Origin of the sequence: Oceanobacillus bengalensis, from assembly GCF_003628445.1 — a bacterium.
GTDB classification, from domain to species: Bacteria; Bacillota; Bacilli; order Bacillales; family Amphibacillaceae; genus Oceanobacillus; species Oceanobacillus bengalensis.
Genome location: NZ_RBZO01000001.1, coordinates 147,657 through 173,224, shown reverse-complemented (window position 1 = coordinate 173,224; position 25,568 = coordinate 147,657). Strand labels below are relative to the sequence as shown.

General features: G+C 37.5%; 35 protein-coding genes. 6 read left to right on the top strand and 29 right to left on the bottom strand.

Going from position 1 to position 25,568, the window contains the following annotated elements; genetic code table 11:
• The first annotated feature begins 268 nt into the window (after positions 1-268).
• The gene (locus tag D8M05_RS00825) at positions 269-1,810 is read left to right on the top strand and encodes a DHA2 family efflux MFS transporter permease subunit (protein WP_121127662.1); all 1,542 of its coding nucleotides are present in this window, start codon (positions 269-271) and stop codon (positions 1,808-1,810) included.
• A 271-nt stretch (positions 1,811-2,081) separates the two neighbouring features.
• On the opposite strand, the gene D8M05_RS00820 is transcribed toward D8M05_RS00825, so the two are convergent.
• Genes D8M05_RS00820 through D8M05_RS00805 form a run of 4 tightly spaced genes read right to left on the bottom strand, consistent with a single transcriptional unit; the run spans position 2,082 to position 6,208 of the window.
• Positions 2,082-2,648, bottom strand: coding sequence for a 5-formyltetrahydrofolate cyclo-ligase (locus D8M05_RS00820; RefSeq protein ID WP_183072666.1), 567 nt, complete (start codon positions 2,646-2,648; stop codon positions 2,082-2,084).
• Positions 2,649-2,660: 12 nt separating this feature from the next.
• A complete protein-coding gene (folE, locus tag D8M05_RS00815) occupies positions 2,661-3,218 on the bottom strand; it encodes a GTP cyclohydrolase I FolE (protein ID WP_121127660.1) in 558 nt (185 codons plus the stop codon).
• Positions 3,219-3,239: 21 nt separating this feature from the next.
• A complete protein-coding gene (locus tag D8M05_RS00810; RefSeq protein WP_121127658.1) occupies positions 3,240-4,511 on the bottom strand; it encodes a bifunctional folylpolyglutamate synthase/dihydrofolate synthase in 1,272 nt (423 codons plus the stop codon).
• Positions 4,512-4,531: 20 nt separating this feature from the next.
• Positions 4,532-6,208 (bottom strand): formate--tetrahydrofolate ligase, encoded by a 1,677-nt coding sequence (locus tag D8M05_RS00805; RefSeq protein ID WP_121127656.1) that lies wholly within the window; start codon positions 6,206-6,208, stop codon positions 4,532-4,534.
• A gap of 319 nt (positions 6,209-6,527) precedes the next feature.
• Between D8M05_RS00805 and D8M05_RS20050 the strand changes: the two genes are divergently transcribed.
• Positions 6,528-6,695 carry a hypothetical protein gene (locus tag D8M05_RS20050; RefSeq protein ID WP_183072665.1) on the top strand — a complete coding sequence of 56 codons (168 nt, stop codon included), beginning with the start codon at positions 6,528-6,530 and terminating at the stop codon, positions 6,693-6,695.
• A 64-nt stretch (positions 6,696-6,759) separates the two neighbouring features.
• Here D8M05_RS20050 and D8M05_RS00800 read toward each other — a convergent pair whose 3' ends face one another.
• From D8M05_RS00800 to D8M05_RS20045, 12 genes are all read right to left on the bottom strand, one after another.
• A complete protein-coding gene (locus D8M05_RS00800) occupies positions 6,760-7,221 on the bottom strand; it encodes an NUDIX hydrolase (RefSeq protein ID WP_245985097.1) in 462 nt (153 codons plus the stop codon).
• Positions 7,222-7,303: 82 nt separating this feature from the next.
• Positions 7,304-7,780, bottom strand: a complete 477-nt coding sequence (locus D8M05_RS00795) for a hypothetical protein (protein ID WP_121127654.1) — start codon at positions 7,778-7,780, stop codon at positions 7,304-7,306.
• A 24-nt stretch (positions 7,781-7,804) separates the two neighbouring features.
• Positions 7,805-8,413: a hypothetical protein gene (locus D8M05_RS00790; protein WP_121127653.1), complete on the bottom strand. Its 609-nt coding sequence runs from the start codon at positions 8,411-8,413 to the stop codon at positions 7,805-7,807.
• A 12-nt stretch (positions 8,414-8,425) separates the two neighbouring features.
• Positions 8,426-8,554, bottom strand: coding sequence for a hypothetical protein (locus D8M05_RS20705; protein ID WP_281271888.1), 129 nt, complete (start codon positions 8,552-8,554; stop codon positions 8,426-8,428).
• Between the two features lie 60 nt (positions 8,555-8,614).
• Positions 8,615-9,292, bottom strand: a complete 678-nt coding sequence (locus D8M05_RS00785; RefSeq protein ID WP_183072664.1) for a hypothetical protein — start codon at positions 9,290-9,292, stop codon at positions 8,615-8,617.
• Positions 9,293-9,359: 67 nt separating this feature from the next.
• Entirely contained in the window at positions 9,360-10,253 is an 894-nt protein-coding gene (locus D8M05_RS00780; protein ID WP_121127651.1) for a GNAT family N-acetyltransferase, read from the bottom strand.
• A complete protein-coding gene (locus D8M05_RS00775) occupies positions 10,244-10,717 on the bottom strand; it encodes a GNAT family N-acetyltransferase (RefSeq protein ID WP_121127650.1) in 474 nt (157 codons plus the stop codon). Before D8M05_RS00775 ends, D8M05_RS00780 begins: the two co-directional genes overlap by 10 nt.
• Positions 10,718-10,720: 3 nt before the next feature.
• The gene (locus D8M05_RS00770; RefSeq protein ID WP_121127649.1) at positions 10,721-11,239 is read right to left on the bottom strand and encodes a GNAT family N-acetyltransferase; all 519 of its coding nucleotides are present in this window, start codon (positions 11,237-11,239) and stop codon (positions 10,721-10,723) included.
• Complete coding sequence (locus D8M05_RS00765) at positions 11,240-11,602, bottom strand: cupin domain-containing protein (RefSeq protein ID WP_121127648.1); 363 nt, start codon at positions 11,600-11,602, stop codon at positions 11,240-11,242.
• A 9-nt stretch (positions 11,603-11,611) separates the two neighbouring features.
• The gene (locus D8M05_RS00760; protein WP_121127647.1) at positions 11,612-12,049 is read right to left on the bottom strand and encodes a YrvL family regulatory protein; all 438 of its coding nucleotides are present in this window, start codon (positions 12,047-12,049) and stop codon (positions 11,612-11,614) included.
• A 16-nt stretch (positions 12,050-12,065) separates the two neighbouring features.
• Positions 12,066-12,572, bottom strand: a complete 507-nt coding sequence (locus tag D8M05_RS00755; protein ID WP_183072663.1) for a GNAT family N-acetyltransferase — start codon at positions 12,570-12,572, stop codon at positions 12,066-12,068.
• 180 nt (positions 12,573-12,752) lie between these two features.
• Entirely contained in the window at positions 12,753-12,896 is a 144-nt protein-coding gene (locus tag D8M05_RS20045; protein WP_183072662.1) for a hypothetical protein, read from the bottom strand.
• Between the two features lie 164 nt (positions 12,897-13,060).
• On the opposite strand from D8M05_RS20045, the gene D8M05_RS00750 reads away from it, so the two are divergent.
• Positions 13,061-14,086, top strand: a complete 1,026-nt coding sequence (locus D8M05_RS00750; RefSeq protein WP_121127646.1) for a glycoside hydrolase domain-containing protein — start codon at positions 13,061-13,063, stop codon at positions 14,084-14,086.
• Between the two features lie 8 nt (positions 14,087-14,094).
• Here D8M05_RS00750 and D8M05_RS20040 read toward each other — a convergent pair whose 3' ends face one another.
• The 9 genes from D8M05_RS20040 to D8M05_RS00710 form a co-directional block, all read right to left on the bottom strand.
• A complete protein-coding gene (locus D8M05_RS20040; RefSeq protein WP_183072661.1) occupies positions 14,095-14,994 on the bottom strand; it encodes a GNAT family N-acetyltransferase in 900 nt (299 codons plus the stop codon).
• A gap of 18 nt (positions 14,995-15,012) precedes the next feature.
• The gene (locus D8M05_RS20700) at positions 15,013-15,312 is read right to left on the bottom strand and encodes a GrpB family protein (RefSeq protein WP_281271887.1); all 300 of its coding nucleotides are present in this window, start codon (positions 15,310-15,312) and stop codon (positions 15,013-15,015) included.
• On the bottom strand, positions 15,261-15,530 hold the full coding sequence (locus D8M05_RS20695; RefSeq protein ID WP_281271886.1) for a GrpB family protein: 270 nt from the start codon (positions 15,528-15,530) through the stop codon (positions 15,261-15,263). The genes D8M05_RS20700 and D8M05_RS20695 overlap by 52 nt, the downstream gene beginning before the upstream one ends.
• A 49-nt stretch (positions 15,531-15,579) precedes the next feature.
• Entirely contained in the window at positions 15,580-16,284 is a 705-nt protein-coding gene (locus D8M05_RS00735) for an SIMPL domain-containing protein (RefSeq protein ID WP_121127645.1), read from the bottom strand.
• A 229-nt stretch (positions 16,285-16,513) separates the two neighbouring features.
• A complete protein-coding gene (locus D8M05_RS00730; RefSeq protein ID WP_183072660.1) occupies positions 16,514-17,488 on the bottom strand; it encodes a nuclease-related domain-containing protein in 975 nt (324 codons plus the stop codon).
• Positions 17,489-17,702: 214 nt separating this feature from the next.
• Positions 17,703-18,254: an SLOG family protein gene (locus D8M05_RS00725; protein ID WP_121127643.1), complete on the bottom strand. Its 552-nt coding sequence runs from the start codon at positions 18,252-18,254 to the stop codon at positions 17,703-17,705.
• Positions 18,255-18,343: 89 nt separating this feature from the next.
• Positions 18,344-18,772: a spore coat protein gene (locus tag D8M05_RS00720; RefSeq protein ID WP_121127642.1), complete on the bottom strand. Its 429-nt coding sequence runs from the start codon at positions 18,770-18,772 to the stop codon at positions 18,344-18,346.
• Positions 18,773-18,869: 97 nt separating this feature from the next.
• The gene (locus D8M05_RS00715) at positions 18,870-19,643 is read right to left on the bottom strand and encodes an ABC transporter permease (RefSeq protein ID WP_121127641.1); all 774 of its coding nucleotides are present in this window, start codon (positions 19,641-19,643) and stop codon (positions 18,870-18,872) included.
• The gene (locus D8M05_RS00710) at positions 19,621-20,604 is read right to left on the bottom strand and encodes an ABC transporter ATP-binding protein (RefSeq protein ID WP_121127640.1); all 984 of its coding nucleotides are present in this window, start codon (positions 20,602-20,604) and stop codon (positions 19,621-19,623) included. The genes D8M05_RS00715 and D8M05_RS00710 overlap by 23 nt, the downstream gene beginning before the upstream one ends.
• A 245-nt stretch (positions 20,605-20,849) precedes the next feature.
• Here D8M05_RS00710 and D8M05_RS00705 point away from each other — a divergent pair, with 245 nt between their 5' ends.
• Positions 20,850-21,218 carry a hypothetical protein gene (locus D8M05_RS00705; protein ID WP_121127639.1) on the top strand — a complete coding sequence of 123 codons (369 nt, stop codon included), beginning with the start codon at positions 20,850-20,852 and terminating at the stop codon, positions 21,216-21,218.
• Positions 21,167-21,958, top strand: coding sequence for a membrane protein insertase YidC (yidC, locus tag D8M05_RS00700; RefSeq protein WP_121127638.1), 792 nt, complete (start codon positions 21,167-21,169; stop codon positions 21,956-21,958). Before D8M05_RS00705 ends, yidC begins: the two co-directional genes overlap by 52 nt.
• A 48-nt stretch (positions 21,959-22,006) precedes the next feature.
• On the opposite strand, the gene mscL is transcribed toward yidC, so the two are convergent.
• From mscL to D8M05_RS00680, 4 genes are all read right to left on the bottom strand, one after another.
• The gene (mscL, locus tag D8M05_RS00695; protein ID WP_121127637.1) at positions 22,007-22,399 is read right to left on the bottom strand and encodes a large conductance mechanosensitive channel protein MscL; all 393 of its coding nucleotides are present in this window, start codon (positions 22,397-22,399) and stop codon (positions 22,007-22,009) included.
• A gap of 132 nt (positions 22,400-22,531) precedes the next feature.
• Positions 22,532-22,684: a small acid-soluble spore protein P gene (locus D8M05_RS00690; protein ID WP_121127636.1), complete on the bottom strand. Its 153-nt coding sequence runs from the start codon at positions 22,682-22,684 to the stop codon at positions 22,532-22,534.
• A gap of 103 nt (positions 22,685-22,787) precedes the next feature.
• Positions 22,788-23,714: a manganese-dependent inorganic pyrophosphatase gene (locus tag D8M05_RS00685; protein ID WP_121127635.1), complete on the bottom strand. Its 927-nt coding sequence runs from the start codon at positions 23,712-23,714 to the stop codon at positions 22,788-22,790.
• 86 nt (positions 23,715-23,800) lie between these two features.
• Positions 23,801-24,361 (bottom strand): hypothetical protein, encoded by a 561-nt coding sequence (locus D8M05_RS00680; RefSeq protein WP_121127634.1) that lies wholly within the window; start codon positions 24,359-24,361, stop codon positions 23,801-23,803.
• 89 nt (positions 24,362-24,450) lie between these two features.
• On the opposite strand from D8M05_RS00680, the gene D8M05_RS00675 reads away from it, so the two are divergent.
• Positions 24,451-25,563, top strand: coding sequence for an NAD(P)/FAD-dependent oxidoreductase (locus tag D8M05_RS00675; protein WP_121127633.1), 1,113 nt, complete (start codon positions 24,451-24,453; stop codon positions 25,561-25,563).
• The last annotated feature ends 5 nt before the right edge of the window (positions 25,564-25,568 follow it).

The following is a 25,568-nucleotide window of genomic DNA, read 5'->3' as shown; positions in this document are numbered from 1 at the left end:
CCACCTTTATATTTGCATTAAATTCTCAAATTGTAATACTAGTCTATCTTTATTTTATCGCTGACAACCTATAATTACAATATTTTTAATGAAAACGTTATATTAGTATTGCTTTTTTTAGACTATCGGTATAGAATAATTTAAGTCTTAAACATGGTCAAAAATAACAAGAAAGTTTTCCCATTGGGGTATTCCCCGCTTATACACAATAGGTGGGGGTTTCATTTTGACTCATTTAATAGATTAAAAGAAAACAGGGGTGAGGAAAATGACGCAAACACAAGCGCATACAGAACAAAATAAAACTCCATATGGGATGATTGTCATTTTATTTATCGGTGCATTTGTAGCTATTTTAAATGAAACACTACTAAATGTTGCACTTCCTTCCATTATGGACGAATTCCAGGTAAAACCAACTGCAGTTCAATGGTTATCAACAGGTTATATGTTGATTAATGGGATACTAATACCTGCGAGTGCATTCTTTATACAACGATTTACGAATAGAAGTTTATTCTTAACAGCAATGTCCTTATTCACAGTTGGTACGATACTAGCAAGTTTGTCTCCCACATTTGGGGTATTACTAGCTGCACGTATGATCCAAGCTGCTGGTTCCGCAGTCATGATGCCATTACTTATGAATGTTATGCTAACTGCTTTCCCAATTGCAAAGCGTGGAACAGCAATGGGGATATTCGGACTCGTAATGATCGTTGCTCCTGCAATTGGGCCAACTTTATCAGGATGGATTGTAGAACATTATAATTGGAGAGTGTTATTTGATATCGTCATTCCAGTTGCAGTTCTATCCTTATTAATTGGTATTTTCAAACTCAAAAATATTACTCCACAGCGAGAGATTAAATTAGATGTATTCTCTATTATTTTATCAAGTATTGGATTTGGTGGCTTACTATACGGTTTCAGCTCAGCAGGAGATATGGGCTGGAATGATCCAGTAGTATATGGAACCATCATTATCGGAACAATCGCTCTCATTGTTTTAGTTATTCGTCAGCTTAAGATGGATGACCCAATGCTACAATTTAGAATCTTTAAGTATCCAATGTTTGCTTTATCATCAGCAATTTCCATTGTATTATCTATCGCAATGTTCTCTGCGATGATTTTACTACCAATCTATATCCAAACCATTCGTGGATTCTCACCAATGGAAGCAGGTATCCTAATGTTACCAGGTGCTTTAGTGATGGGAGTTATGTCTCCTATAACTGGTAGACTTTTTGATAAATATGGTGCGAAGACACTTGGAATAATCGGATTAACAATAACCATTGTGACAACTTTCTACTTTAGTAGACTTGATATGACTGTTTCCTATACAAGCATGATGATTCTTTTTGCTATCCGAAGTTTCGGTATGTCAATGGTAATGATGCCTATTATGACAAATGGTCTAAACCAATTACCAATGAAGGAAAATCCACACGGTACAGCACTTAACAATACATTACAGCAAGTATCTGGTGCAATTGGTTCAGCATTATTAATTACTGTAATGAATAACCGAACAGAGTCACGCGCGGAAGAACTTACACAATCAGCCATGGCAAATATGGACCCAGCTACTTTAGGTTCAGAGCAAGCAATGGCAGAAATGCAAACACAAATTATGAATGAAGCAATGTTAAATGGTATTAATTTTTCGTTCTTTGTTTCTACTTTAATTGCAGTTGTTGCACTCGTTCTAGCCTTCTTTATTAAAAGAGTTGGAACAGACGGTCAAATTATTAAAAAAGAAAAGAAAATGGATCCATCAAAAGCTGTTGTTTCAGCAGAATAATAAAGTGAAATCCCCTTATGTATTTTAAGGGGATTTTTTTATTATATATTTCTTAGATTTTTGTTGTAGGTGTGGATCGTATTCCCAGGGATGGCGCGCGATTTCCTTGAGGGTCCCGCTCGAATTTCCTTGGGTGTCGCGCGATTTCTCGAGAGTGTCGCTCGAATTTCCCGGGGTGACGCGCGATTTCTCGATAGTGTCGCTCGAATTTCCTTGGGTTGCGTGCGATTTCCTGAGGGTCCCGCTCGAATTCATACCAAACTAAAAGGAATTAGCTACCCGTCATGCTAATTCCTTTTTCTGTTATCAAATAGTTAACGGCAAGATCATGGGCTTCAACTGGTAACCCCTCAAGCCTCTGAATAGAATGAAGTAATGAGACTGTTATATTCTGAAAATCCGTTAAGAATCTATCATAATATCCTCCGCCAAAACCAATGCGGTAGCCTTCTTTATCAAAAACTACCCCTGGAACAATCAGTAAGTCCATTTCCTGTTTTTCTATTTCCATCGTTTCTTCAGGTTTTGGCTCCAGCAAGTTATAATACACTACTTCAAGTTGATCGAAATGTTCTAACTTATAAAATACCATCTTCTTTTCTTTTGGAAAACATTTCGGTACACAGATGATCTTCCCATGTTTCCATCCCGCTTCAATAATCGCTTTCGTATTCCACTCAAACCCATGAGAAACAGTAATTCCAATCGTTTCTGATTGATTCCAACTTTCAGAAGTCGTAAGATAGTGCAGTAAATTTGACTCTGTTCGTTCCCGTTCTTCTCCTGATAACGCCTTTAATTTTTCAATCATTTCTTTTCGTAACGTTGATTTATTCACTCGCTCACTCCCCTAGCGATTGATTAATGCTAACACTTCACTTCTCGACTTATTATTCGTTTTAAACTCACCACGAACGGCACTTGTTATGGTTTTTGAGCCTTGTTTTTTCACGCCACGAATACTCATACACATATGTTCCGCCTCTATGACAACCATCACACCAATTGGATCCAATTCTTTCATTAATAAATCCGCAACAGATTTCGTGATACGTTCTTGAAGCTGTGGGCGTTTGCTAATATCATCAACAATTCTTGCGAGTTTACTTAAACCGATAACTTGACCATTCTTCGGTAGATAAGCAACATGTGCAACCCCAATGAACGGAACAAGATGATGTTCACACATCGAGGAAAATTGGATATCTTTTACTAACACAATCTCCTCATGTGGCTCCTCAAAAACGGTCTGGCAGTGAACTGCTGGGTCTTTATCAAGTCCTGAAAAGACCTCCTCATACATGTTCGCCACTCGTTTTGGCGTGTCTAATAGTCCCTGTCTATCTGGATCCTCACCGATTGCTTCCAGAATCATTCTGACCGCAGTTGCAATTTTCTCTTTATCCATTTGACTGAATCCTCGTTTCTACTAATTATTTGCTTTTATGATGCGTCTAATTGCACCGATATAATAAAGTGAACCAAAAGCACAGATAATGTCGCCTTCTCCGCATACTTTCATCGCCTGTTGAACAGCCTCTTCATAACTAATGCTCGGAACGGCAGTGAACCCCTTCTCTTGTAAACACGTGGCTAACTCTTCTGAAGGTAATGCTCTTGGCGTATCCGGTGTTACGGTAATGAACGTATTGATTGCTGGTGCTACTTCCGCAATCATTTGGTCAACATCTTTATCTTTCAATACTCCAAAGATACCAATGATTCTTTTATTCTTAAAATACTTTGTTAAATTATCTACCAATGCCTGTATACTGTCAATATTATGTGCACCGTCAATTACAACTGTTGGTTGTTGATGAATAACTTCAAATCGCCCAGGCCAAACCGTTTCTTCAAGCCCTTGTCGAAGCTGGGTTTCATTGATAGCATATCCTGCATCATGTAATAGATGAACGGCTTCAATTGCCATTACTGCATTCTTCTGTTGATGTTCTCCTAGAAGCGCAATTTTTAAATGGTTATATGTTTTATAATTGAAAATCTGTGCTTCGAGACTTGTACGAACTGTTGTAATCTCATCAAATTCTGGTTTATAGACAGTGCTATTTTTCTCTAAGGCAACTTGATAGATCGCATCCTCAGCTTCTTTTTCTTGTGGAAAAAGCAAAACATTGCTATTTTCTTTAATAATACCAGCTTTTTCCCCTGCAATTTCCGTTAGCGTATTCCCTAGAAAAGCTTGATGGTCATAGCTTACCTTCGTAATCATTGAAACGAGTGGTGACTCAATAATATTCGTTGAATCAAGTCTACCACCTAATCCTACTTCCAGTACTACAATATCACACTGTTCCTCGTAAAAATATTGAAACGCAATTGCCGTAATAATCTCAAATTCCGTTGGCCTTCTATTTGAAGCTTCCACTTGTTCTTTCACTTCGCTTGTCACACGACTAAGTGCTTCATCTGGAATTTCTAGGTTATTTATTTTGATTCGTTCATTAAATCTCTCTAAAAAAGGGGAAGTAAATAGGCCAGTCTTAAACCCAGCTTTTGTGAGAATATGCGATAGATAAGAAGCTACCGATCCCTTCCCATTCGTCCCAGCTATATGTACAAATTTTAATTGTGTTTGTGGGTTACCTAATGCGGCCATGATTTCTCTCATGTTGTCTAGTCCTAATTTCATCCCACTGTATTTTGGACTGTTTATATAGTCAATTGCTTCATTATAATCCATGAAAATCAGCCCCTTTCCCTTTAAAATAATCCGTATATCTTCCCTTTTGAATCGACGTCAATATTCTCCGCAGCTGGTTTTTTAGGTAACCCTGGCATGGTCATCATTGCCCCTGTTAATACAACGATAAAACCTGCTCCAGCAGAAACCTTTACATTTCGAATATTTACAGTAAAATCTGTTGGGCGTCCTAATTTTGTTGGATCATCAGAGAAGGAATATTGTGTTTTTGCAACACATATCGGTAAATTGCCAAATCCTAAAGCCTCAAGTTTGCCAATCTCTCTATGTGCTTCACGAGATAATTCTATCCCATTTCCGCCGTACACTCGACGTACAACTTTTTCTATTTTTTCTGTAATCGAATCCCCTAGTTCATAAGCATATTGAAGGGCTTGCGTAAGTTCGGTTAACTTTATTACTTCTCTCGCTAAATCTTCCCCACCAGCACCACCATTTGCCCATACATCAGATAGTACGACATTCACACCTAATTCAAGACACTTTTCTTTAATGAGGGCAAGCTCTACTTCGGTATCTGTCGGAAATTTATTAATCGCAACGACAGCAGGCATATTGTAAACCTCTTGAATATTTTCAAGATGCTTCATTAAGTTAGGGATGCCTGCTTCTAATGCTGGCAGATTCTCTTCACCTAGATCACTCTTTGATACGCCACCGTGCATTTTTAGCGCTCTTACTGTCGCAACGAGGACAACAGCAGAAGGCTCAATTCCTGAAAGCCTACATTTAATATCTATAAATTTCTCTGCTCCAAGGTCCGCACCAAAACCAGCTTCTGTAACTACATAGTCAGCATATTTTCGTGCCATCTTCGTAGCCATCACACTATTACAACCATGAGCGATATTGGCAAATGGGCCGCCATGAACAAGAGCAGGTGTGTGTTCCAGCGTTTGCACCAAGTTCGGTTTTAATGCATCTTTTAACAAGGCAGCCATTGCACCATGAGCATTTAGCTGCCCAGCAGTGATGGGTTCATCGTGATATGTATAACCAATAATAATATTTTTTAGCTTTTCTTTCATCTCATCGATGGAGTTTGATAAACATAATATTGCCATCACTTCCGACGCCACGGTAATATCAAATCCGTCCTCACGTGGAACGCCATTCGCTTTTCCTTGCAATCCATCAACAATGTTTCGTAATTGCCGATCGTTCATGTCCACTACACGTTTCCAGGTTATTTTACGTGTATCGATATGAAGCTCATTACCATGATGGATATGATTGTCAATCATGGCTGCAAGTAAGTTATTGGCAGCACCAATTGCGTGGAAATCTCCAGTAAAATGTAAGTTTATATCCTCCATTGGAACGACTTGAGCGTACCCTCCACCAGCAGCTCCACCTTTGATCCCAAAGACCGGCCCCAAGGATGGTTCCCTAATTGCAATCATCGTATTCTTGCCTAATCGATGGAGTGCATCACCAAGTCCAACAGAAGTGGTTGTCTTCCCCTCTCCTGCTGGCGTCGGGGAAATTGCGGTTACCAGAATTAGCTTTCCGTCCTCTCTTGTCTTTAACTTGTCCATTGCAGTATAATTAATTTTCGCTTTATAATTACCGTATAATTCTAGATCACTCAGGTCAATACCTGCTTGTTCAGCAATGTCTTCAATCGGTTGCAATTTTATTTCCTGAGCAATTTCAATGTCTGTCTTGTGCGTCATCTATTTTTGCCTCCTAACATTAACACTATTATAGAATAAAAATAGGGAAATGATAAGAATGGCGGGAGAAAGTTTGTTGGATGTTGTCGATGCGGTTCGCTAAGAGGACGTACATGTGAAGAGGTAGTGGGCAGGGAATTGTGAACTTTGGCGAAAAAGTTGTGAATTTCAGCGACTTAATTGTGAACTTCGGCGATTTAATTGTTAACTTCAGCGATTCCACTGTGAACTTTGGCGGAAAGGATTTTCAATATGCTTTTCCCGTATATAGTTGACGGGATGGAGAAAACTACATAAGAAAAAGAATGGAGGTAATGTAATGAGCCGTGGTAAAAACTTTAATCACAAGAAAAAAGGGCATCCAGGAAACTTTCCCGAAGATAGTACTGTAGAAGGTAAAGAACATAGTAGACAACGTGAACAAATAGAGGATATTGTCACACATGAGGCTTATAAAAACCGTCCAAAAGAGGACGAAATGCCCTAAATTACAAATAGAGGCTCCTAATTGGAAGCCTCTATATTAATTGAACATGATTCACCTATCCTAGTCACATATCATTTTGAAGTTGCAAAAATTCCTTCAATATAATTTGATGGGTTTTCACGATTCCTTCAGGGAGTTCAGTTGGATAGAAGAATTGAAATTGAATGGATTCTGTTTTATCAATCCTGAAATCACCTGAGAAATTATTCGTGTAATAAGCAGCGGTAACAGTATAAAACTCATCACCATTTTCAGCAACAGTTAGATATTGTGCACCTGAAAAAATATTAATTAAACGTAATTCATCAATAATTAAACCCGTTTCTTCTCGTACTTCTCGCTTTGCAACATCTTCCATTGACTCTCCTAGTTCCATTAGACCCCCTGGAATTCCCCAAGCTCCTTTAGGATGCGTTCGTTGTTGCATTAAAATTCTTCCCAAATCATCAACTATGATTACGACAGCACCTGGAAAAATAACCGGTCTGTGCCCAATAATACTACGTAAGTCTTCTATGTAACCCAAAATTAGTTCTCCTTTTCCAATTAGCATGTAGTTATGTATGCAGGATAGTGATAGCAGGTATGCAAATCAACATTGCTCTTCATTACACCTTTTGATTAAGTGCTTCAATTAAATGGTTTATTTCTTTAATTTCTGGGGAGTAATTGTTGTATTGAAGAAGTGTAACTGAAAGTATTATAACCCCTAATAAAGGCAAATAGATTTTTAAACTCTTGATTATCCGATATTCTGGAACGATTATTCCAATTAGACCTAAAAGAAGTAGCGTTGCATAGAGTGAGCTAAAAATCAATGCCAGATCTAGTTCATATTTTTGTACAAGTAATTCCAAAATAATGCCTTCCGTCTCTACATTGTAGGGATAAACTATCATTTCACCGGTTACCTTATTATCAATGATAAATTCTTCACCACTACTACTTCGTTCGTAGGAATATCCACCCGTATGATAGGCGAGTAATTCTCCCGATAAAAAGAATAGGCTATAAAGAATCCCGAAGAACCCAACACATTTTAATACTTTCCCGAAAAGTTGCCTCGTCTTCTCATCAATATCCATATTCACACCCCTTGTAGACAATAGCTAGCTTAGTTCAATCGAAATAATATAAACCTGTTCATAATCCGTTGCTTTTTCCAAATCTTCTTCCGTATTAATCTCATTGTACGTGGATACGCCACTTTTGTTTGAATTGATAACTGTTGCAATTACTTTTGTCTCACCAATAAATAGGGGGGCTGGCATGGCTATTTCAGCTGATGCTGTCGACGATATTTCTTCACGACCACTAATATCATGTGGCGTGTTTTGGCTTGCTTGACCATTTTGCGTCATGATGGAAGTAATCCACGTCTCCTCCCCCGTATTTGGCTTTTGATAGAGGAATACCGTTCGTATGGTGTCTTCTCTATCTTCCTCATTTATGCTCATACTCATCCCGCCAAGCGTGTCTACAAGCTCTCCATCTTCATAATAATCAACGATTGTATGTAGTTCCTCAACGTCTTTATTCGTAACATCCAAATCAAACACAAATACTTGATCACCAATAAGATTGGTTAGATTCCTTTCATAATTGGATAAATCAGCTACTTGAATAGCTGCATCTCCTTCAGCTTCCATTTCATCTTCAGAAGAGCATGCAACTAGCACCAGCAGCAAAATTATCCAACCAATTGCTATTTGCTTCATTCTTTACCCACCTTAACCATTAAAAAACACTTCTTTTATGACCCTACCTACTAGTCTTGGTATATAAATAAAAATATCCCAAAACCAAAATAATATATCAAATATCCATGAACGATCTTTTTTCTTTTTTACTTCTGCCATAGACATCCCCTTCTTTTCTAAATTTCTTATTTGTTCTACGGAAAAGAGGCGTGAAATGTTTCAATATAGATGGTCCTTATGTATAATTGTGGAATTCTCAACTTCCATAATTTCTACACTTTTTATTTTCATTAAAGCGTCCACTAATTTCTGACTTCCACCGAGCAAAGAAAACTCTACATCATAGTCCATACCAACAATCCAAGTTCTGTCTTCTGACCACCAATAAGTAGGCGAACACCCTGTTTTTTTTATTAACGTCTTTAATTCTTTTAGGGTACCATAGTATAGCCGTTCCTCACCGAGAGAACTTATCCTATCGTAATAAAAATAGCACTTTCCCTTCGTAAAACGCTGGAGCACACCATGCAACAGTCCTACAATTTCCTTATCTAGGTTTCCCTCATCTGAAAAAACAATATATCTTGCTAATGAACCACCAAAGTAGCGTATAAATGAATCATCACTAATTTCAGGTGTATAAGGAATATTGTATTTTTTCGCTAACGATTTATAAGTAAACTTCTTTTTAACATCTATCTCTAACTGATGGGTATCCTTCTCGTATACATCCCGACAATCCTCAAATGTTTCTGATTCGTCTTTAACGGCATGATCACGGAAAATCGGTTGAAAAATTTTCGCGTAACTTTCATAGCCCCTTGGAATAAGACGAGAAACAGGCATGCCATTTTTCGGTTCGAAATCCATCTCAATTCCGGCTTGTATCCATTTCAACTCACCAGCAAACGCTTTCAATATTTTTATAAGAATCACTCCTTAGAAAGATTTCTAGGAAATCAGCTTATTTCTGATAAGTATGCCAACTCGCGCTCGGAGGGAAAGAAATTCTCTTTAGTACTTCCATTGCATACACACTAGTCGTATCGAATTCACCCTGTAAATGTTGATATCCAAGTTCTTTTGCATATGTAATTTGTTGTAAGACGAGTTCGGGAATTAAAGGTATTGTTTGAGTATCAACGGAACCACACCAGCCTAATTCTAGCGTATCATCATCCTCCGATTTATGAAGCATTGAAAAAGCTTTTATCTCTTGATTCACACCTAAACATATTAGACTTCCTTCAGAAATCAAGTCATCTGGATATACGAGGCTTTCCCAGGCTTCCACGCCCATTTCTGCAACTGGATTATCCTCATGCGTGTTTTGATACACATCTTTAGCCAACAACGTTAATTTCTTCTTTAATTGCTTATCCCCCAAGATATTAGCAACAGTAACAATCTTGCCTTCTATATTATTAATAACATTGGCTACCTGCTGTTCCATTTCCGTTACACGTGATAAAGACAGTGTCGGCATACACGTCTTTCTAATATATTTAAATCCATTAGCTTCATAAAATTCCCTTAAGGCTATATTCGTATCCCAAATCGACGTTTGAAGAGGTAATTGTCTATCTATGGAAAGTTCATCTAGCAATCTCTTAGGAATATTTTCGTTATAATAGAAAGGATCAATTACTATCCGTAGATATATACAATGTGGGTGAAAAGTACTTTTCCAAGCAATCAAAGCACCGACCAATCGTTTTCCTTCAAATGCAGTTAGCTTATTGACCAGATGTTTACTTTTCAGGATATTTATCAAGAAAGACTCTTCACAACTCATACGTATTAGCCGCTTAAGTTGTTCCTCATCTTGTTGTTCTTCATTTCGAATAATTATTTGCATGTCCCCCCTATAGCAAGGTTCATTTCCAACAGAACCATATCGCGGCACACGATACCATTTTCCACAATTTCATGCGCATAGTTTCTAGTGAAATAATCGATATCAACACCAACAATACGAAAACCACATTTTTGATAATAAGCTAACTGGTCAACACTCGAGTTACCCGTACCAACTTTTAAAAATGAGTATCCTTGCTCTTTCGCAATCTGAATTGCCCGTTTAACTAAAGACTTTCCGATTCCTTTCCCTTGCTCTTCTACTGAAACTGCAATGTTTACTATTTCCATTTCCTGCTTGTTAAGTGGAAGTAAAACAAAAACACCTAGAGTTTCATTTGCTTCCCTTGCAACATAGCATTGTCCTTCAACAAGATATTTTCCTATATGCTCCTCAGATGGATCTGCTGATAAAAGTAGTTCCATCGGTGGTGAATCTGCGTACTCCCATTTTTCAATAATCATTGACTACTCCTTCTTAAAAGATATATGCAAAGCATCCCAAGCATAAACCAACTCTGTCAAATCAACACCAGAAATCTTGACTTTTATTGCATCTATTTTTCTAGCACCAAGCGCTTCATAAAAATACTTTGATGGATTATCCTCTATTACAAGCACTATCATAGAGTCAATCTCCTCTTTCAACAGATTTTCTACAACAGGCTGCACAAGCTGTTTCCCAATCCCTTTCCCTTGAAACTCCTTCATGATGTAGATAGCGTATAGCTCTCCTGGATACGCTTCATATTTATCAGTTCGTCTTCTCCCTCCAGCAGCAAAGCCTACAATCTCTAAAGAATTTGTTTCAGCAACATATACATCATGTAGTCCCGTATTATTTTCCCATAATGCAGTGCGGTTTTCGTAGGATAAATTACGTAGAAAATCGTCTGGGATTATTCCTGTGTATGTCGTACGCCAACTATCTACATGTACCCTGGCTATTTCTCGTGCATCACCTTTATTGGCTTTTCTAATTAGCATTCAATCATCCTCTTTACTTGTCATAAATCTGGAAGGATCCAAACCATCTCCCTCAATAACCATTGCCGTTAGCCCAAAATTAGTTAATGTTTCATGCCATTCATCCTTCTCCCAAAAAACAGCATCACCTTTTTTAACTTTCACATAGACATCCTCTTTTCCCCGAACCTCCCCTTCACCCTCTACAACTAGAAAAAGCTGAGGTGCAATTGCCTTGTGATAGCCTACAACACCATCTCTATCGATATATAGGCAGCCGATATGCATTTCTCTATCACTATTTAAGATTTTTGTCATAATAAAGTTTGAATTAAAATGTGTTATTTTTTTACCTGATGTGTTAGCAAAGGTATATATTTTCATAGAATAACCTCATTTCTTCTTTTTCTTCTTCCCTTCGAAAATATAATCAGCAATCGTTAATAAAAGCGCAAGCAAAAGTTCAGTTGCCGCGGGAACCGAAACGCTTAACATCATCTCATCCACAACAAATAAAGCTAACCAAGTAAAAGCTGTCTCCACAATAATTCTCGAAATAGCAAGTTCCTTCTTGTCAGCTATATAAGAAGCAGAGATGATAAAAAATGCCTTTGCTACAAGATCTGTAACCAATCCAAATATAAGAAAGAATACTAAAAATAAAACAAGTGACTGCAATGATTCATACGCTACCCCGAAAACATCAAAGAAACCCGCAAAGCCAAAGAACATGATGCCAAACGAGAATGCAATCGCAAAAATAATTAATAGAGCGAGTAAACCAAAGACGACGATTTTTCCAAACAAACCTAAGTTCTCTTCTTTTTTCATAAAAACATCCTAACTATTAATCTAGCAAAATCTTATTTCTAACTTTTAATGCCATTTCAACCGTATGCAAGATATGCCCATCAAAGTTATCTTCATATTCTTTAATCTTCTCAAACCCTTTTGCACGATAAAATCGCATACCAATACGGTTGTTTTTCTCAACATTTAACTGAACTTCTTTGACATCACCCATTTGTTCAATTCCAGTATGTAATAAAGCAGAACCAATACCAAGTCCTTGATATTCAGGGTAAATATAAATTGCACCAAGCGTCGTTACCCCCTCATTTGATGTGGGAGAATAGTTGGCAAAACCAACAATAGCACTATTTACTTCAGCAACAAAAATCGTTGTGTACTTCAGACGTCGCTTCATATTTCGATCACTATAAGCATTTTTTAAAAAGTTATTCTGAACATCAAGTGGAATAATTCCTTCGTAAGTAGCATTCCAGCTAACCCGAGCAACATGCTGAACCTGTGAAATATCCTTTTTCTTCATCTTCCGAATAATGAAACCCACAACAATCCCCCCCGAATTGTAACTACATTCGATTATTTTTAATATTATAACATTATTAGCGACAGAAAATATATGTCATCTGAAAAAAATCCACACATATAAGCTAATTTAGAAAACCCCATAAAATAATAAAAACGCTCAGTATATGCTAAGCGTTTCTCAACTATGTACTTATAATACTTAAGAACGTTTCTCAAGGTATTTTTCTTTAATCATTCTACCAACTTCAGATTGATCAATTCCACGCTTCACACCAGCAGCAATAACGAAGTACAAGATAACAAAAGGTATTGTATATACCACCAAAGACATGATAAAGCCCATCCTACTCCCCCTCTTTCATAAGGCCGATATTAATTCCTATTATAAGGCTCCTTGCTCCCTGTTACCAGGAATGTTGATATTTTTCGTTTTAGATTTGTCCCCACACCAAAATGCTATCCCATTAATATAATGCATTAGGTGTGAAGGGAGGTTATTAAACTTTTATGCGTAATAACTATTTATCATTCCTCTTGTTGGGATTGACCGCATTTTTCATTGCGTCATTCTTTGTAATCTTCTTTGCAGCCTCAACTGCTAATGAAGGCAAAGAGGAAAATACTACAGAAGAACCAGCTGAAAACGAAGACAACAACTCCGACTCTGATGATGATGAAAAAGAACCCGATAACGGTGAAGATGGAAACAATGGTGAAGAATCGAACAACGGCGATGATGGAAACAATGAAGAAGAATCGGACAACGACGACGATGGAAACAATGGTGAAGAATCGAACAACGACAATGATGGAAACAATGGTGAAGAATCGAACAACGGCGATGATGGAAACAATGAGGAAGAAGAAGGGAATAACGAAGAATCAGAGCAACAACTTTATTGGGGTATTGATTCCGCTAGTTATACAACAGAAGATTTATATGCATGTGTCGTCGATAACTTTGGCGATCCCGAAGTATGGGGCCGATATTTAGGTGATAGAGAAGATATTTCTGCGGGGTTAGATACTGATGAGGTCGCTTACCTCCATGAAAACGGGATTCCAATTCTAGTAATCTATAATCATGTAAATGATGCAAGAGGATATGACCATGGCGTGGAGCATGGCGAATCCGCAATTGCAATGGCTGAGGAATTAGGTGTGCCAGAAGGCGTTGCGATTTTCGTAGATATAGAGCCTAATTATCCAGTAGATGCAGCTTTTATGGAAGGTTGGTATGAGGCATTAGAGGCTTCTGCGTACTACCCTGCAGTATATGGGGTTTTTGATGAAGGCAGCGAATTAGACGAATCCTATAAAGCAATGGCAGAAGAAATTCAAGAAAAGATGATTGTTTGGACTGCCTTTCCACAAGAAGAAATTACTACAAAAGATAACGCTCCTGAATTTAATCCACAAGGCCCAGATACCTCATTGCTTTATGGCTGGCAATATGCAATCGATGCGGAGACATGTAACATTGATACGAATTTATTCACAAATGAAATGATGGATTATCTATGGCAGGAATAGGGATTTCCCTATTCCACCATTTTATTTTTTTGCATGGAAGGTGGACAAGCATAATTATATTCCTTAATTTTCTTGTTAATTTCTTTTATTTTCCTACGTCGTTCTCTTCCCTGTGCCTCTACTACCTCTTCCTTCAATATTGCAATTTCTCTCGACAAACGAACCCAATGTGGGAGAACATGGTTTTCCTTCATTGTTTTAAAAAGTTGCTTTTCAAAGGGATTTGCAATAAAACTTTGTTCGAATTCAATCGGCTTTCCTTTGCCAGGAAGATAATCAAACTGGCCGTCTCTCTCTGCTCTTTTGATGATATCTGTTAGATGATCCCTGTATTTAATTCTCTCCACAATTTCATATTCTCTCCTATTATCCCATTCAGGCTTTAGAATTGAATGAGATATTGCATCATGAGACTTTTCATCCTGAAGTAAGTATCCCCTTAAGATACCTTCACGCTTGAATCCAAGTTTTCCAAGTAAATTATTAGAAGCAGTATTTTCTGGAAAGGTCACTGCACCTAATCGAAATAAGCCTAGTCGTGTGAATGCATAATCTAACACGGTTTTTGTAGCTTCAAATGTAATCCCCTGTCTCCAATATGTTGGATCGAGCTCATAGCTTATCTCCGCTTTCTTATTCCAGATGCTTAAATTATTCAAAGCTACTGTACCAATAAATTCATTCTCTTCCTTGAAAATAATTCCCCACCTGATGCAGCGTTTTTGATTGAATAATCGATGAAGGTTTTCAATTAACTCCGAAGCTTCATCAATTGTTTTCAAATTTTCTTTGCCATAATATTTAGTTACTTCCTGTTTTGATAGAATATCGAATAATGCTTTCACATATTGAGGCTCAATCTGTACAAGACGAAGCCGTTTTGACTCAAGCTTAGGGAATTCTTCCATATCGATTTCCTCCCATAATCACTTATTTCTATAAGATAACACCTCATCAACAAAAGTTTTCTTTTTATTTGTATAGGTTAATTCATCATTCGCGTAACTTAACGCAAGATCCTTTTTCAATGTCTCATATTGTCTCGCTACTTCTAAATGTTCATTTAAATAATCTCTGAAAAAAGTATGTGCTTCCCACCAATCTCCACCATGCTCTACAACATGGTAATAATGCGTTTTTGTGAGGGTTTGAAGGCTGGAAAACTTCGCTAGTACTACTTTCCCGTCCACCTTTGCCCGATATTTACTTCTTGTAACGTCTTCCAATTAAAATGCTCTGTATCCTTAAGCGATTTTACTCCAATCAAAATATCGATGATTGGTTTTGCCTTAATATGGCGAATAGAGGTGCTTCCAAAATGCTGGATTTCTACAATATGTTCACTGATTAGTTTCTCTAATAGAGCTTTTTCTGATTGAAAAATCGCCTTCCATTTTTTATCATGTTTTACTAAATGAACGGTACCTTTGTCAACGCCTAACAAAAGAATTCCCCCTTTCTTTATATATTCTCTTTTGGATACATAATTCCTCTTAATACTTGAAAATCGTTCGAATATTTGCTGTTATGCTGATTTGTCCAGGCTCAATGGGGGTGGTGAAGCTATCTGTCGTGGCTGCGAAGGTTTTATAAGTAACATGCGAATCCATTAATTCCTCTGTAATTTTAATCGGAGTTTGATCGAGCGGGAGGTTCATGCTTAATGCAATCGCTTGTGCCTTTTGCAATGCGTTTTGAAGTGCATTTGTAAGTGCTTGCTCATAATAGGCGTGCTCATCATCTATTGTAAAGCGAATAGTTGAAACCCGATTTACCCCATTTCTAACTGCCGTATCAATAATATTACCCGTCTTGTCAATCGTATCAATTGTAACTGTGATTTCATTTGAGACCTCATATCCCCTAAAAAGTTGCTGGCCATCAATGAAGTCATATTGTGGATTTATATTAATTGCTGAAGTTTGAATATTCGTTGCAGGAACTCCAAGGTTTTCAATGGATTGGATTACGTTATTCATTTTATTTGCATTTTCCTGCTGGGCAATTGCAAGTGATTCGTCCTCTGTGATGACAGCTAGCTGGATGGTTACTGTATTCGGTTCAACGGAGATTGTTGAAGTACCTGTTACGGTGATTGTTCGTTTCTTCGATTTTGGATCGGTGTGCTGCTCTAGTTGGGGTCGCCTGAAGGATTGTTGATATTGCGAATAAGCTTGCCTATTCGGATAATACATCATACATTCCGCCTTTCGTGGTGTACTCTATTTAGATATATGCTGTAGATGGTGGAATAATTAAGTATTATTTGCAGTTTATTTTGGCGAGCACTATTTATAAGGATGAACTTGAAAATTTTCTTTTTGAATTGTGAACTTTGGCGAATTGGTTGTGAACTTCGGCGATTTAATTGTGAACTTCAGCGAAACTCCTGTGAACATTGGCGATACCACTGTGAATTTCAGCGAATTAACTAAAATCATACTTCAATTTATATTTTCTACCGCTTTTCACCCCAATTTGTTCTAAATTCTCGTTATGAAGTATTCGTTTTGTTGTATCAATTGATTCTAATTTCAAGAAATCCCTCGCTTGTCGATTAGTAATATACTCTCCAAATAGTAGCAAATAATCTTTCAATGCTTCCTTGTGAGCTGTCTTTGATACTGCTCCACAATACATGCAATTCCATTTCCCATGTATTCTCTTCATTGGTACACTCCTACACTCAGGGCAGAATACACCCTTAATAATGTCACGCTTTAAAATATCAAACTTTTTCATAATACACTCATCTTCTGGAGAATCCGCAACGAGTAATTCATTACTCAAAGACAATAAATCATTTTCTGAAAAACATTTGGTTTGATACTTTAAGGTAAATTGATCAATCTTTGAAAGTAGATTTTCCTTACGTACAACAATATTAATAAGATTTTTATCAAGGGATAAATTTTTCAATAAGGTATTTTGGTTGCTGTAGACAACAAGCTTTTCAATGGGGATTGGTGGTAAGTTAAATTCTCGGATCCAGCGTAGTAAACGGAGGTGCTGTAAATTAACTTGATCGATTGGGTTAGTGAAGATATCTTCTTTATTATTTTTCTGACGTATGGATTGACCCATATCATCAAATAAGACTGTTCCATCGATATTCTTTGTTTCAATGATTAATATAAAATAAATGTTTAGGAGGAGGATGTCTATTTGGAAGCAATTCTCTGAGTCATGATCAGGAATTCGAAGGTGGAAAAAAATGAAGAAATCATCGTAAGGCAGAAAGCTCAGAGGGAATTCTAATGCTTTCTCTCCGTTATAACCCGCCCGATGTCTTTTAGCGAAACTCGTTACTTGTTCTTTCTTTGGATGTTTACTCGAAATCCGCCGTTCTAAAGCCTCTGCCTCCAAAATATACTTAAATATTTGAAGCGGTTTTACAAACAATTTAATGCACAACCTTTCATATTTACTTTTTTATCTCAATTCGACAGAATGTGCATTAATTCCTGCTTTTTTTTATAAAAATTTCCACTTGAATTTGTGATCTTTGGCGAATGAAATGTGAACTTCGGCGATTTAATTGTGAACTTCAGCGAAACTCCTATGAACATTGGCGAAACCACTGTGAACTTCAGCGAATCAGTCACAACTGCCAAACCTACCCCCAATAATCCGGATCAGACATGCGCATTTCCTCCACGATATCCTCCAAATCAAATGGTGTGATGAAGAATAGCTGATAATCATCAACGCCTTTTGCATATTCATAGAAATATTTGTTGCTGCCAGGGAATTCTTCATCCATTAACATAAGGCTCGCATCACTTTTCTCCACAAACCACATATTCTTCGCTCTGAATTGATATGGTCCTTTGTAATCACCTTGATATAACGGTTTGTAAAAATCAACGACAAAGGTTAGCTCCTGATACTTTTCCTTTAATGGATCTGACCAACGGCTTTCTTGATTCTCAAAAGGAGGAAAGATGGCAATATTAATATCATAGATGTCCTTCAAATCGAGCACAATTTCTACTGTCCATAATTCCACACCCTTTTGTCCTGAGACAATTACCCATTCCAAGCCTTCCTCAATAAATCCAATCAATTGCTTTTGAATCGCTGCTTTTATGATTGTTACTCGAGGGTCATCTTCTTTAAATATCCCCATTTCATTAGGCTTGTACCCTGTTACGTGTAAAATTTTCACAACTAAAACTCCTTTCACCATACCTTCTCTCATTATAAACGAAAAAGAAAAGCTGGCAAAACGTTGAACGTTTACCAGCTTAATCTTCTTTAACACCATTTTTTAGGTGGTTTGGGTCCACATGGCCCACAACCGTGTCCCATGTGTCCCGGTCCGAATCCTGGGTTCATAGCTCCCGCCACTTGTCCCCCGTTTGGTCCGAATCCTGGACTCATTGCTCCTGCAACTTGGCCTGGGTTTGAACCAAATCCTGGGCTCATCGCTCCTGCTACTTGGTTAGGTGGTGCTGGTACTTGGAATGATGGACCCATTTGGTCTACGCTATTCGTAACATTCTGAAATGAAGTGGAGTGAGGGAAAATATGATTATTCTTCACTGTATGATGGTTAATAACATTTGTGTGTGAAGGATGCACATGCTCTACTACACTTTCAGAATAATTATGAACAGTATTAAACTTTGTTGGATGAACTACACATTTCGGACAGCCACAATTTGGTCCGTGATGATGTCTCATAAATAAAAATCCCCTTTCTTTTCATGGTACACTATTAATCTATGACAGCAGGCATCCTAGTGTATAAGCGCGTACCTATTTTTGTAGAGGAAAGTTATTAATAATGTGCCAGTAATCCTTTTTTCATTGCTACCCGCTCACAATACAAGAAGAAGATAAAACCAATCACAAAGTAAAATATCGCATTAAAAACTAATATCATAAAGTCTCCGAAGCCAATTCCTAACAATGATGTACCATCAATCATTACACTTCGTACGAGATCGACTCCCTTAACAATTGGAAGAAATGCCAAGACTGGTGCAACCGATACTGGAACAAAGGTTAATCCTGCGAGAATAAATTGCAAAATTTGCAAAAATGCTTGCACTTGTTTTAAAACGATGGACATTCCAGCGATAATAAAGCCAAGGCCAATCATGCTCATAATAGTAAGAATAAAAATAGGAGCAAGAGCGACAACATCAACATTTAACCATTGTCCTGTTGTAAGCATGGATAAATAAAGTAATGCAATGATAATTAAAAAATTCACCAAAACCGTAGATATTAAGCGCATGAGCATAATTTTCCATATTCCCATCGGTGACATGCTAAGCTGTTCAAGTGTCCCTTGAGTTGCTTCAATTTGCAGTTGCCAGCCAATATCCTGAACTACAATAATCGCTAAAAACCAAAAAACATAGTTTACAATTACATATTGAATATTCGCATCAGCTGTGTTTGGGTCACCAACAATTTGAATGCCAGCAAACATCCCAAGAAAAATGATGTAAAATGTAAGTAACATTGCAATCGTATTTGGTAAATAGCGTTTTAATTCAATGTATTCTTTTCGTATATTTCCTTTAAGAAGATTGAGCCATTTCATGTTCCGCTTCCCCCTTTACTATTTTTATGAAAATTTGTTCAAAATTAATGCTTTTACGATCAATTGATTCAACAACTGTGCTTTCTAATTTCAAAATATCAAATAAATCATAAATTTCTTCGCTTTTCTCTAAATCTACCTCTAACGACGATTGAAACGTGTCAGGTATATAGGTATAGTGCGGGAATTTTTGCTCGAGTAAGAGCAGTTGTCTCTCCGTTAAAAGACCTCCTAACGCTATCTTATATGCGCGCACTTCGAACAAGCGGAGCAAATTTTCTACTTTATCATCTGTGACAACTTGGCCGTTGTTAATTATAACTGTACGTTCGCATATATCCTGAATGACATCCATGTCATGCGAACTGATGATAATGGTACGATTATATTCGCTTGCAACACTACGGAGCAATTCACGAACCTCGTAGCTTGTTTCTACATCAAGACCAAGGGTTGGCTCATCCAGTAAAATTACATCGGTATTTGCAAGCATCGCAACAGCAATTGCTAACTTTTGCTGCATTCCGCGTGAGAGACGGTTTACAAGTTCATTCTCCTTCTCTTTTAATCTGAATTTCTCTAGTAAACTAGCAACCTCTTCTGCTACTTCTTTACGTGATGCTCCCCTATTTCCTGCGAAGTACTCCAGATTTTCACGAACCGTTAATCTCCAGTAAATATTGCGATTTCCTTCAAGCACTGCACTAATATGATTTAATGCTTTTAAACGCTTATCTTGATTATTAATTCCATCAATCAGAATTGTCCCAGCGTCTGGTTTCACTAATCCACAGATCATTTTTATCGTCGTTGACTTTCCAGCACCGTTTGGACCAAGTAATCCAAGTATTTCTCCCCGATTTACGGAGAACGATATTCCTTTCACAGCTTGTATGACCTCTTTTGCCTTCCTCTTCTTATAAGACTTCTTAAGATTCTGAATTTTAATGATTGGCTCCATCTTCGTCGCATCCTTCCATCTCTTAATCTATAATTAGTTTACCGTACGATTAGATCCTGCAATACAATCCTAAGTTTGAAAAAGACTCAGCCTTAGGACTGATTAATTTTATCATTTTAAAATTCCGTCTTAAGTACGACCGAGCAAAATGGAAAGTTTCATATTTTACCATTGCTAAAAAATGAAACCTAGCATACGATTAGTACGTAGATATTAAGAAAGAACATAAAAGGAGGTGAATATAGATGTTACTTGAATTGATGAATGAGCTTCTTAGTGAATTTTCGCCGATTTATTTCTACTTTGGCCTTTTGTTAACCATTGTGTATTTTGATCCATTTCAGTTCACAGTTAAAAGAAAGATAGTAGAAAATCAGCTTTATATGCGTCATAGTCATGAACTTAAATATCAGACATTACCAAGGCAAAGCCTTATTCCACGAATTATTGAACTTCGCAATTGGCTCACAACAAAAGTAAAGCGTGTTGAAGCGCCAGATGATGATGCGGATGCTCATTCCTTCTCGTACCCAAACTTAAACCAAATACGAGGAGGACAAAAATGGAAAAAACATCTATATTCACTTCTGTTAAAAAATATAGCTTTATCTTAGGAATTCTTTTACTAACACTATTGTCAGGATGCCAAGCTGCCACAAATGACCCAATTAACGCAAATTCAACAGGGTTTTTTGATCATTACTTTGTGTATCCTTTCTCAGAGCTCATTAAATGGATCGCAAATCTTTTTAATGAAAACTACGGAATATCAATTATTCTCATTACGTTAGTTATTCGTCTTGCGCTAATGCCATTCATCTTAAAGCAGACAAAAAGTAGTGTGCAAATGCGAGATAAAATGGCAGTCATTAAACCAGATATGGATGCACTTCAGGAAAAATATTCAGCGAAAAAAGATAGGGAATCACAAATGCAGATGCAGCAAGAAATGATGCAGCTTTATCAAAAGCACAATATGAACCCACTAGCATCGCTTGCAGGCTGTTTGCCAATGCTCATCCAAATGCCATTACTTATTGCGTTTTATTATGCAATTCGCCGTACACCGGAAATTGCAACCCATTCATTCTTGTGGTTTGATTTAGGTCAAACAGACATTATTCTAACAGTTATCGCGGTAGTTATTTACTTCGTTCAATTCAAAGTTTCACAAATTGGAATGGATCCAAAAATGAAACAGCAAATGGCAATAATGGGCTTAATTTCACCTGCAATGATTGGGTTTATCTCCCTTTCTGCGCCTGCTGCGTTGCCTTTATATTGGGCAGTTGGGGGACTATTTATGATTGTCCAAACACTGATTGCTAGAAAAATGTATACGACGAATAAGTAAACAAAAAACACTTCCAATCAGCTTTTAAGCTAATTGGAAGTGTTTTTCTTATGCTTTCTTATTTTGTTCTTTCAACAAGTCACGGATTTCCGTCAATAGCTGTTCTGTTGGTTCTATTTTCTCTTCAACTGGCGTATCGACAACTTCTTCTTTATGTTTAAATCGATTGAAGAACCGAATCACCAGGAAGATCGAGAATGCAATAAGGAAGAAATCAAGGATCGCTTGTAAAAATGTACCGTACAATACTTCAGCATCGCCTACATGTAATGTAAGTCCTGTTATATCAATTCCGCCAACAATAATACCAACGAGCGGCATGATGATGTTATCAACAAAAGCAGAAACGATCGAGCTAAATGCCGTACCAATGACAACTGCAACAGCAAGGTCGACAAAGTTACCTTTCTTAAATGCAAATTCTTTAAATTCTTTCCACACAAAAATCAACTCCTGAAAATATGTAAATCAACATTTTAAACCATACGTATTTCTTCCCTATTATTCGGGGGTTAAAACCTCGCAAACTCAAAAAGAGCATAAATCATTTCTGATTATGCTCTAAAGGCTCTTTTACATATCATGGTGTGTATTATGCTTTTGTCTTGAATGATTCGCATTTTTAACTTTTTTTGAACCTGCTAAAGGTTCTCCGTACGGTTGTTCTGGACTCTTCGGTAATCGAGGACGTTCTTGTTGCTTCGGTCCTTTTGGTTTTCCTGACATATGAATTCCTCCTTTCGCCAAATTTAGTGTTTGAGAAAAGGGGGAATTTATGCACTTTCTAGATAAAAGAAGGCAAAACACCAAAGTTTTGCCTTCTTTTCACTTATTTCGTAAATTCTTCTGTTAATACATTAACAATTTGTTTTTTGCGTGATACAACACCTTTAAGGAAAGCACGGTTATTGTCTAATGATACACCATAGCCTGTTTCAACTTTACCGTTTCCTTGTCCAAGTGCAAGTACTTCAGAATCGTTGTTTAAGATGTCTGTCACAACAAATAAGAATAGATCTAAATCTTTATCTTGAATGATTTTTTCAATTTCAGATTCAAGTTCCGCTTGGATTTCATACACTTTGTTTGTATCCACTGCATTCACTTGCGCAACTTCAACTTTCGCATTTCCCATTGCGAATTCTTTGGCATCCATTGTAACAAGGTCTAATGCAGATTTATCACTAAGATCAGCACCTGCCCTGAGCATATCTAAACCGTATTTTTCTAGATCCACACCAGCAATTTCAGCAAGTTCATGTGCAGCATCTACGTCTTCCTTGGTACAAGTTGGTGATTTAAATAAAAGGGAGTCAGAGATAATTGCAGAAAGAAGTAACCCTGCATTTTCTTTTGACACTTCTACGCCCTTTTCTTTGAACATTTTATTTATAATCGTTGCAGTACACCCAACAGGTTCAGCTCGGAAATATAAAGGTTCTTTTGTTTCAAAGTTTGATACACGATGATGATCAACAACTTCTACAATTTTTACCTCTTGAATATTATCAACACTTTGTTGGAATTCATTATGGTCGACTAAAATGACGTCCGTACCTGCTTCTACTTTTTCAATTAATTGTGGTGCCTCTACGCCGAAATAATCTAGCGCAAATTGTGTTTCTTTGTTTACTACACCAAGCCTTGCAGCTTCAGCTGTTTCACCTATTTGTTTTTTCAAATCAGCATACACGAGTGCTGAACAAATTGTATCTGTATCTGGGTTTTTATGACCAAAAATTAATGTATTTCCCATATTCCATTCTCCTTCTATGTATAAGTATCCAATTAATAGACTCTTAAAAAATTCTATCACATCATTTATCGTTATTCAATGAACTGTCATGCATGATAAGATGCTAAAATTGCCTGTTCTTTTACCGGGTCATGAACTTCTCTTGCTGCTACACCTGTAACATCTACCACTTTTAAAGATGGGTTCAGTGGCCCTTGCATGTCCTGTGTTTTCACAATACAGTACCCTTTTTTCGTTGAGGCTATGATTTCTAGGATTGCTTTATCAGAATATAAATCATAAATTTTCTCTTCATCTTTTTGGTTCATTGTCCAATTATCTTGCGCTTCTGGTGTTGAAGTTGTTTCTGTTTGAATCGAGGTTTGCCCAGATTTAGTAGGCGCGATTTGTAGAAGTTTTACATTTCGTAATAATTTATCCAGTAACTTAATTACTTCAGACAGACCAATCAACATCGTTCCAATTAAAGTAGGAATAATTAGCGTATTAAAGAAAAAACGCCAATCAAACAGTGGCTCATCCATTCCCCCAAAATTGTCATAGACATAGGTCGCATCTTTGTATGCCATAAAAACGCCAGCAATTATGATAAAGATTCCACCATAAAACATCACATTTCCAATAATATTCTTCTGAAAAATAATCATCCACCCCTTTCTATCATTTTACATGTAGTTTGATTATTTTTATAGTAAAATTGATAGAAAGTTTGTACAGGAAAGTGTGATGACTTAATATGAACAAATATATCGTTGTAGGTGCAGGAATTTTAGGAGCAAGCACCGCATATTACCTTGCAAAAAGTGGTGCAGAGGTCACGATCGTAGACCGGCAGGATAAGGGACAAGCAACAGATGCTGCTGCAGGAATGATTTGCCCATGGATTTCACAGCGGCGAAATAAAGCATGGTATGCCTTAGCAAAGGGTGGGGCAAGAATTTACGGGCAATTGGTAGCTGACCTTGCTGCAGACGGTGAATCAGATACTGGATATTCCCGTGTTGGGGCAATTAGTCTGCAAACCGAAGAAAAGAAACTCATCGCTATGCGGGACCGTGCATTAAAACGCGGAGATGATGCCCCAGAAATTGGTGATGTAACGATCCTCCATGAAAGGGAGACCAAGGAACTTTTCCCACTTCTTACTGATGGATATCAAGCAGTTCATATAAGTGGTGGGGCAAGAGTCGATGGTCGAGCAATGCGGAATGCGTTAATTCGGGGAGCTCAGAAACATGGAGCTACTTTTCTGAACGGAGATGCTACACTCATTCATGAGGGTAATCGAGTAACAGGTGTTACTATTAATGGTGCTATTATGCAGGCAGATACAGTTATTGCGACATCGGGTGCATGGATGAACGAATTGCTGCATCCACTAGGAATTGCATTTGACGTTGTACCGCAAAAAGGACAGGTGCTTCACGTAGAGGTTCCTGGTATGGATACTTCTAAATGGCCTGTTGTTATGCCACCAACTAATCAGTTTATCCTGTCCTTTGATGATCGGATCGTTATTGGGAGTACACATGAGGATGATAAGGGATTTGATTATCGCACAACAGCTGGTGGATTGCATCAGATTCTATCCAATGTGATGGATGTTGTGCCAGGGTTGGTTGAAAGCACAGTTATCGAAACACGCGTTGGTTTCCGTCCATTTACTCCAGGATTTTTACCAGTTATTGGGGCTATGCCAGGCTATGAAGGACTTTTGCTTGCAAATGGACTTGGTTCTTCTGGATTAACTACTGGGCCATATGTCGGCTCGCAATTGGCGAATTTAGCCCTTGGTAAGGAGCTTGAAATTGATTTGAGTCAGTATGATGTTAGTGGGGCTTTGAAGTAAGTTTG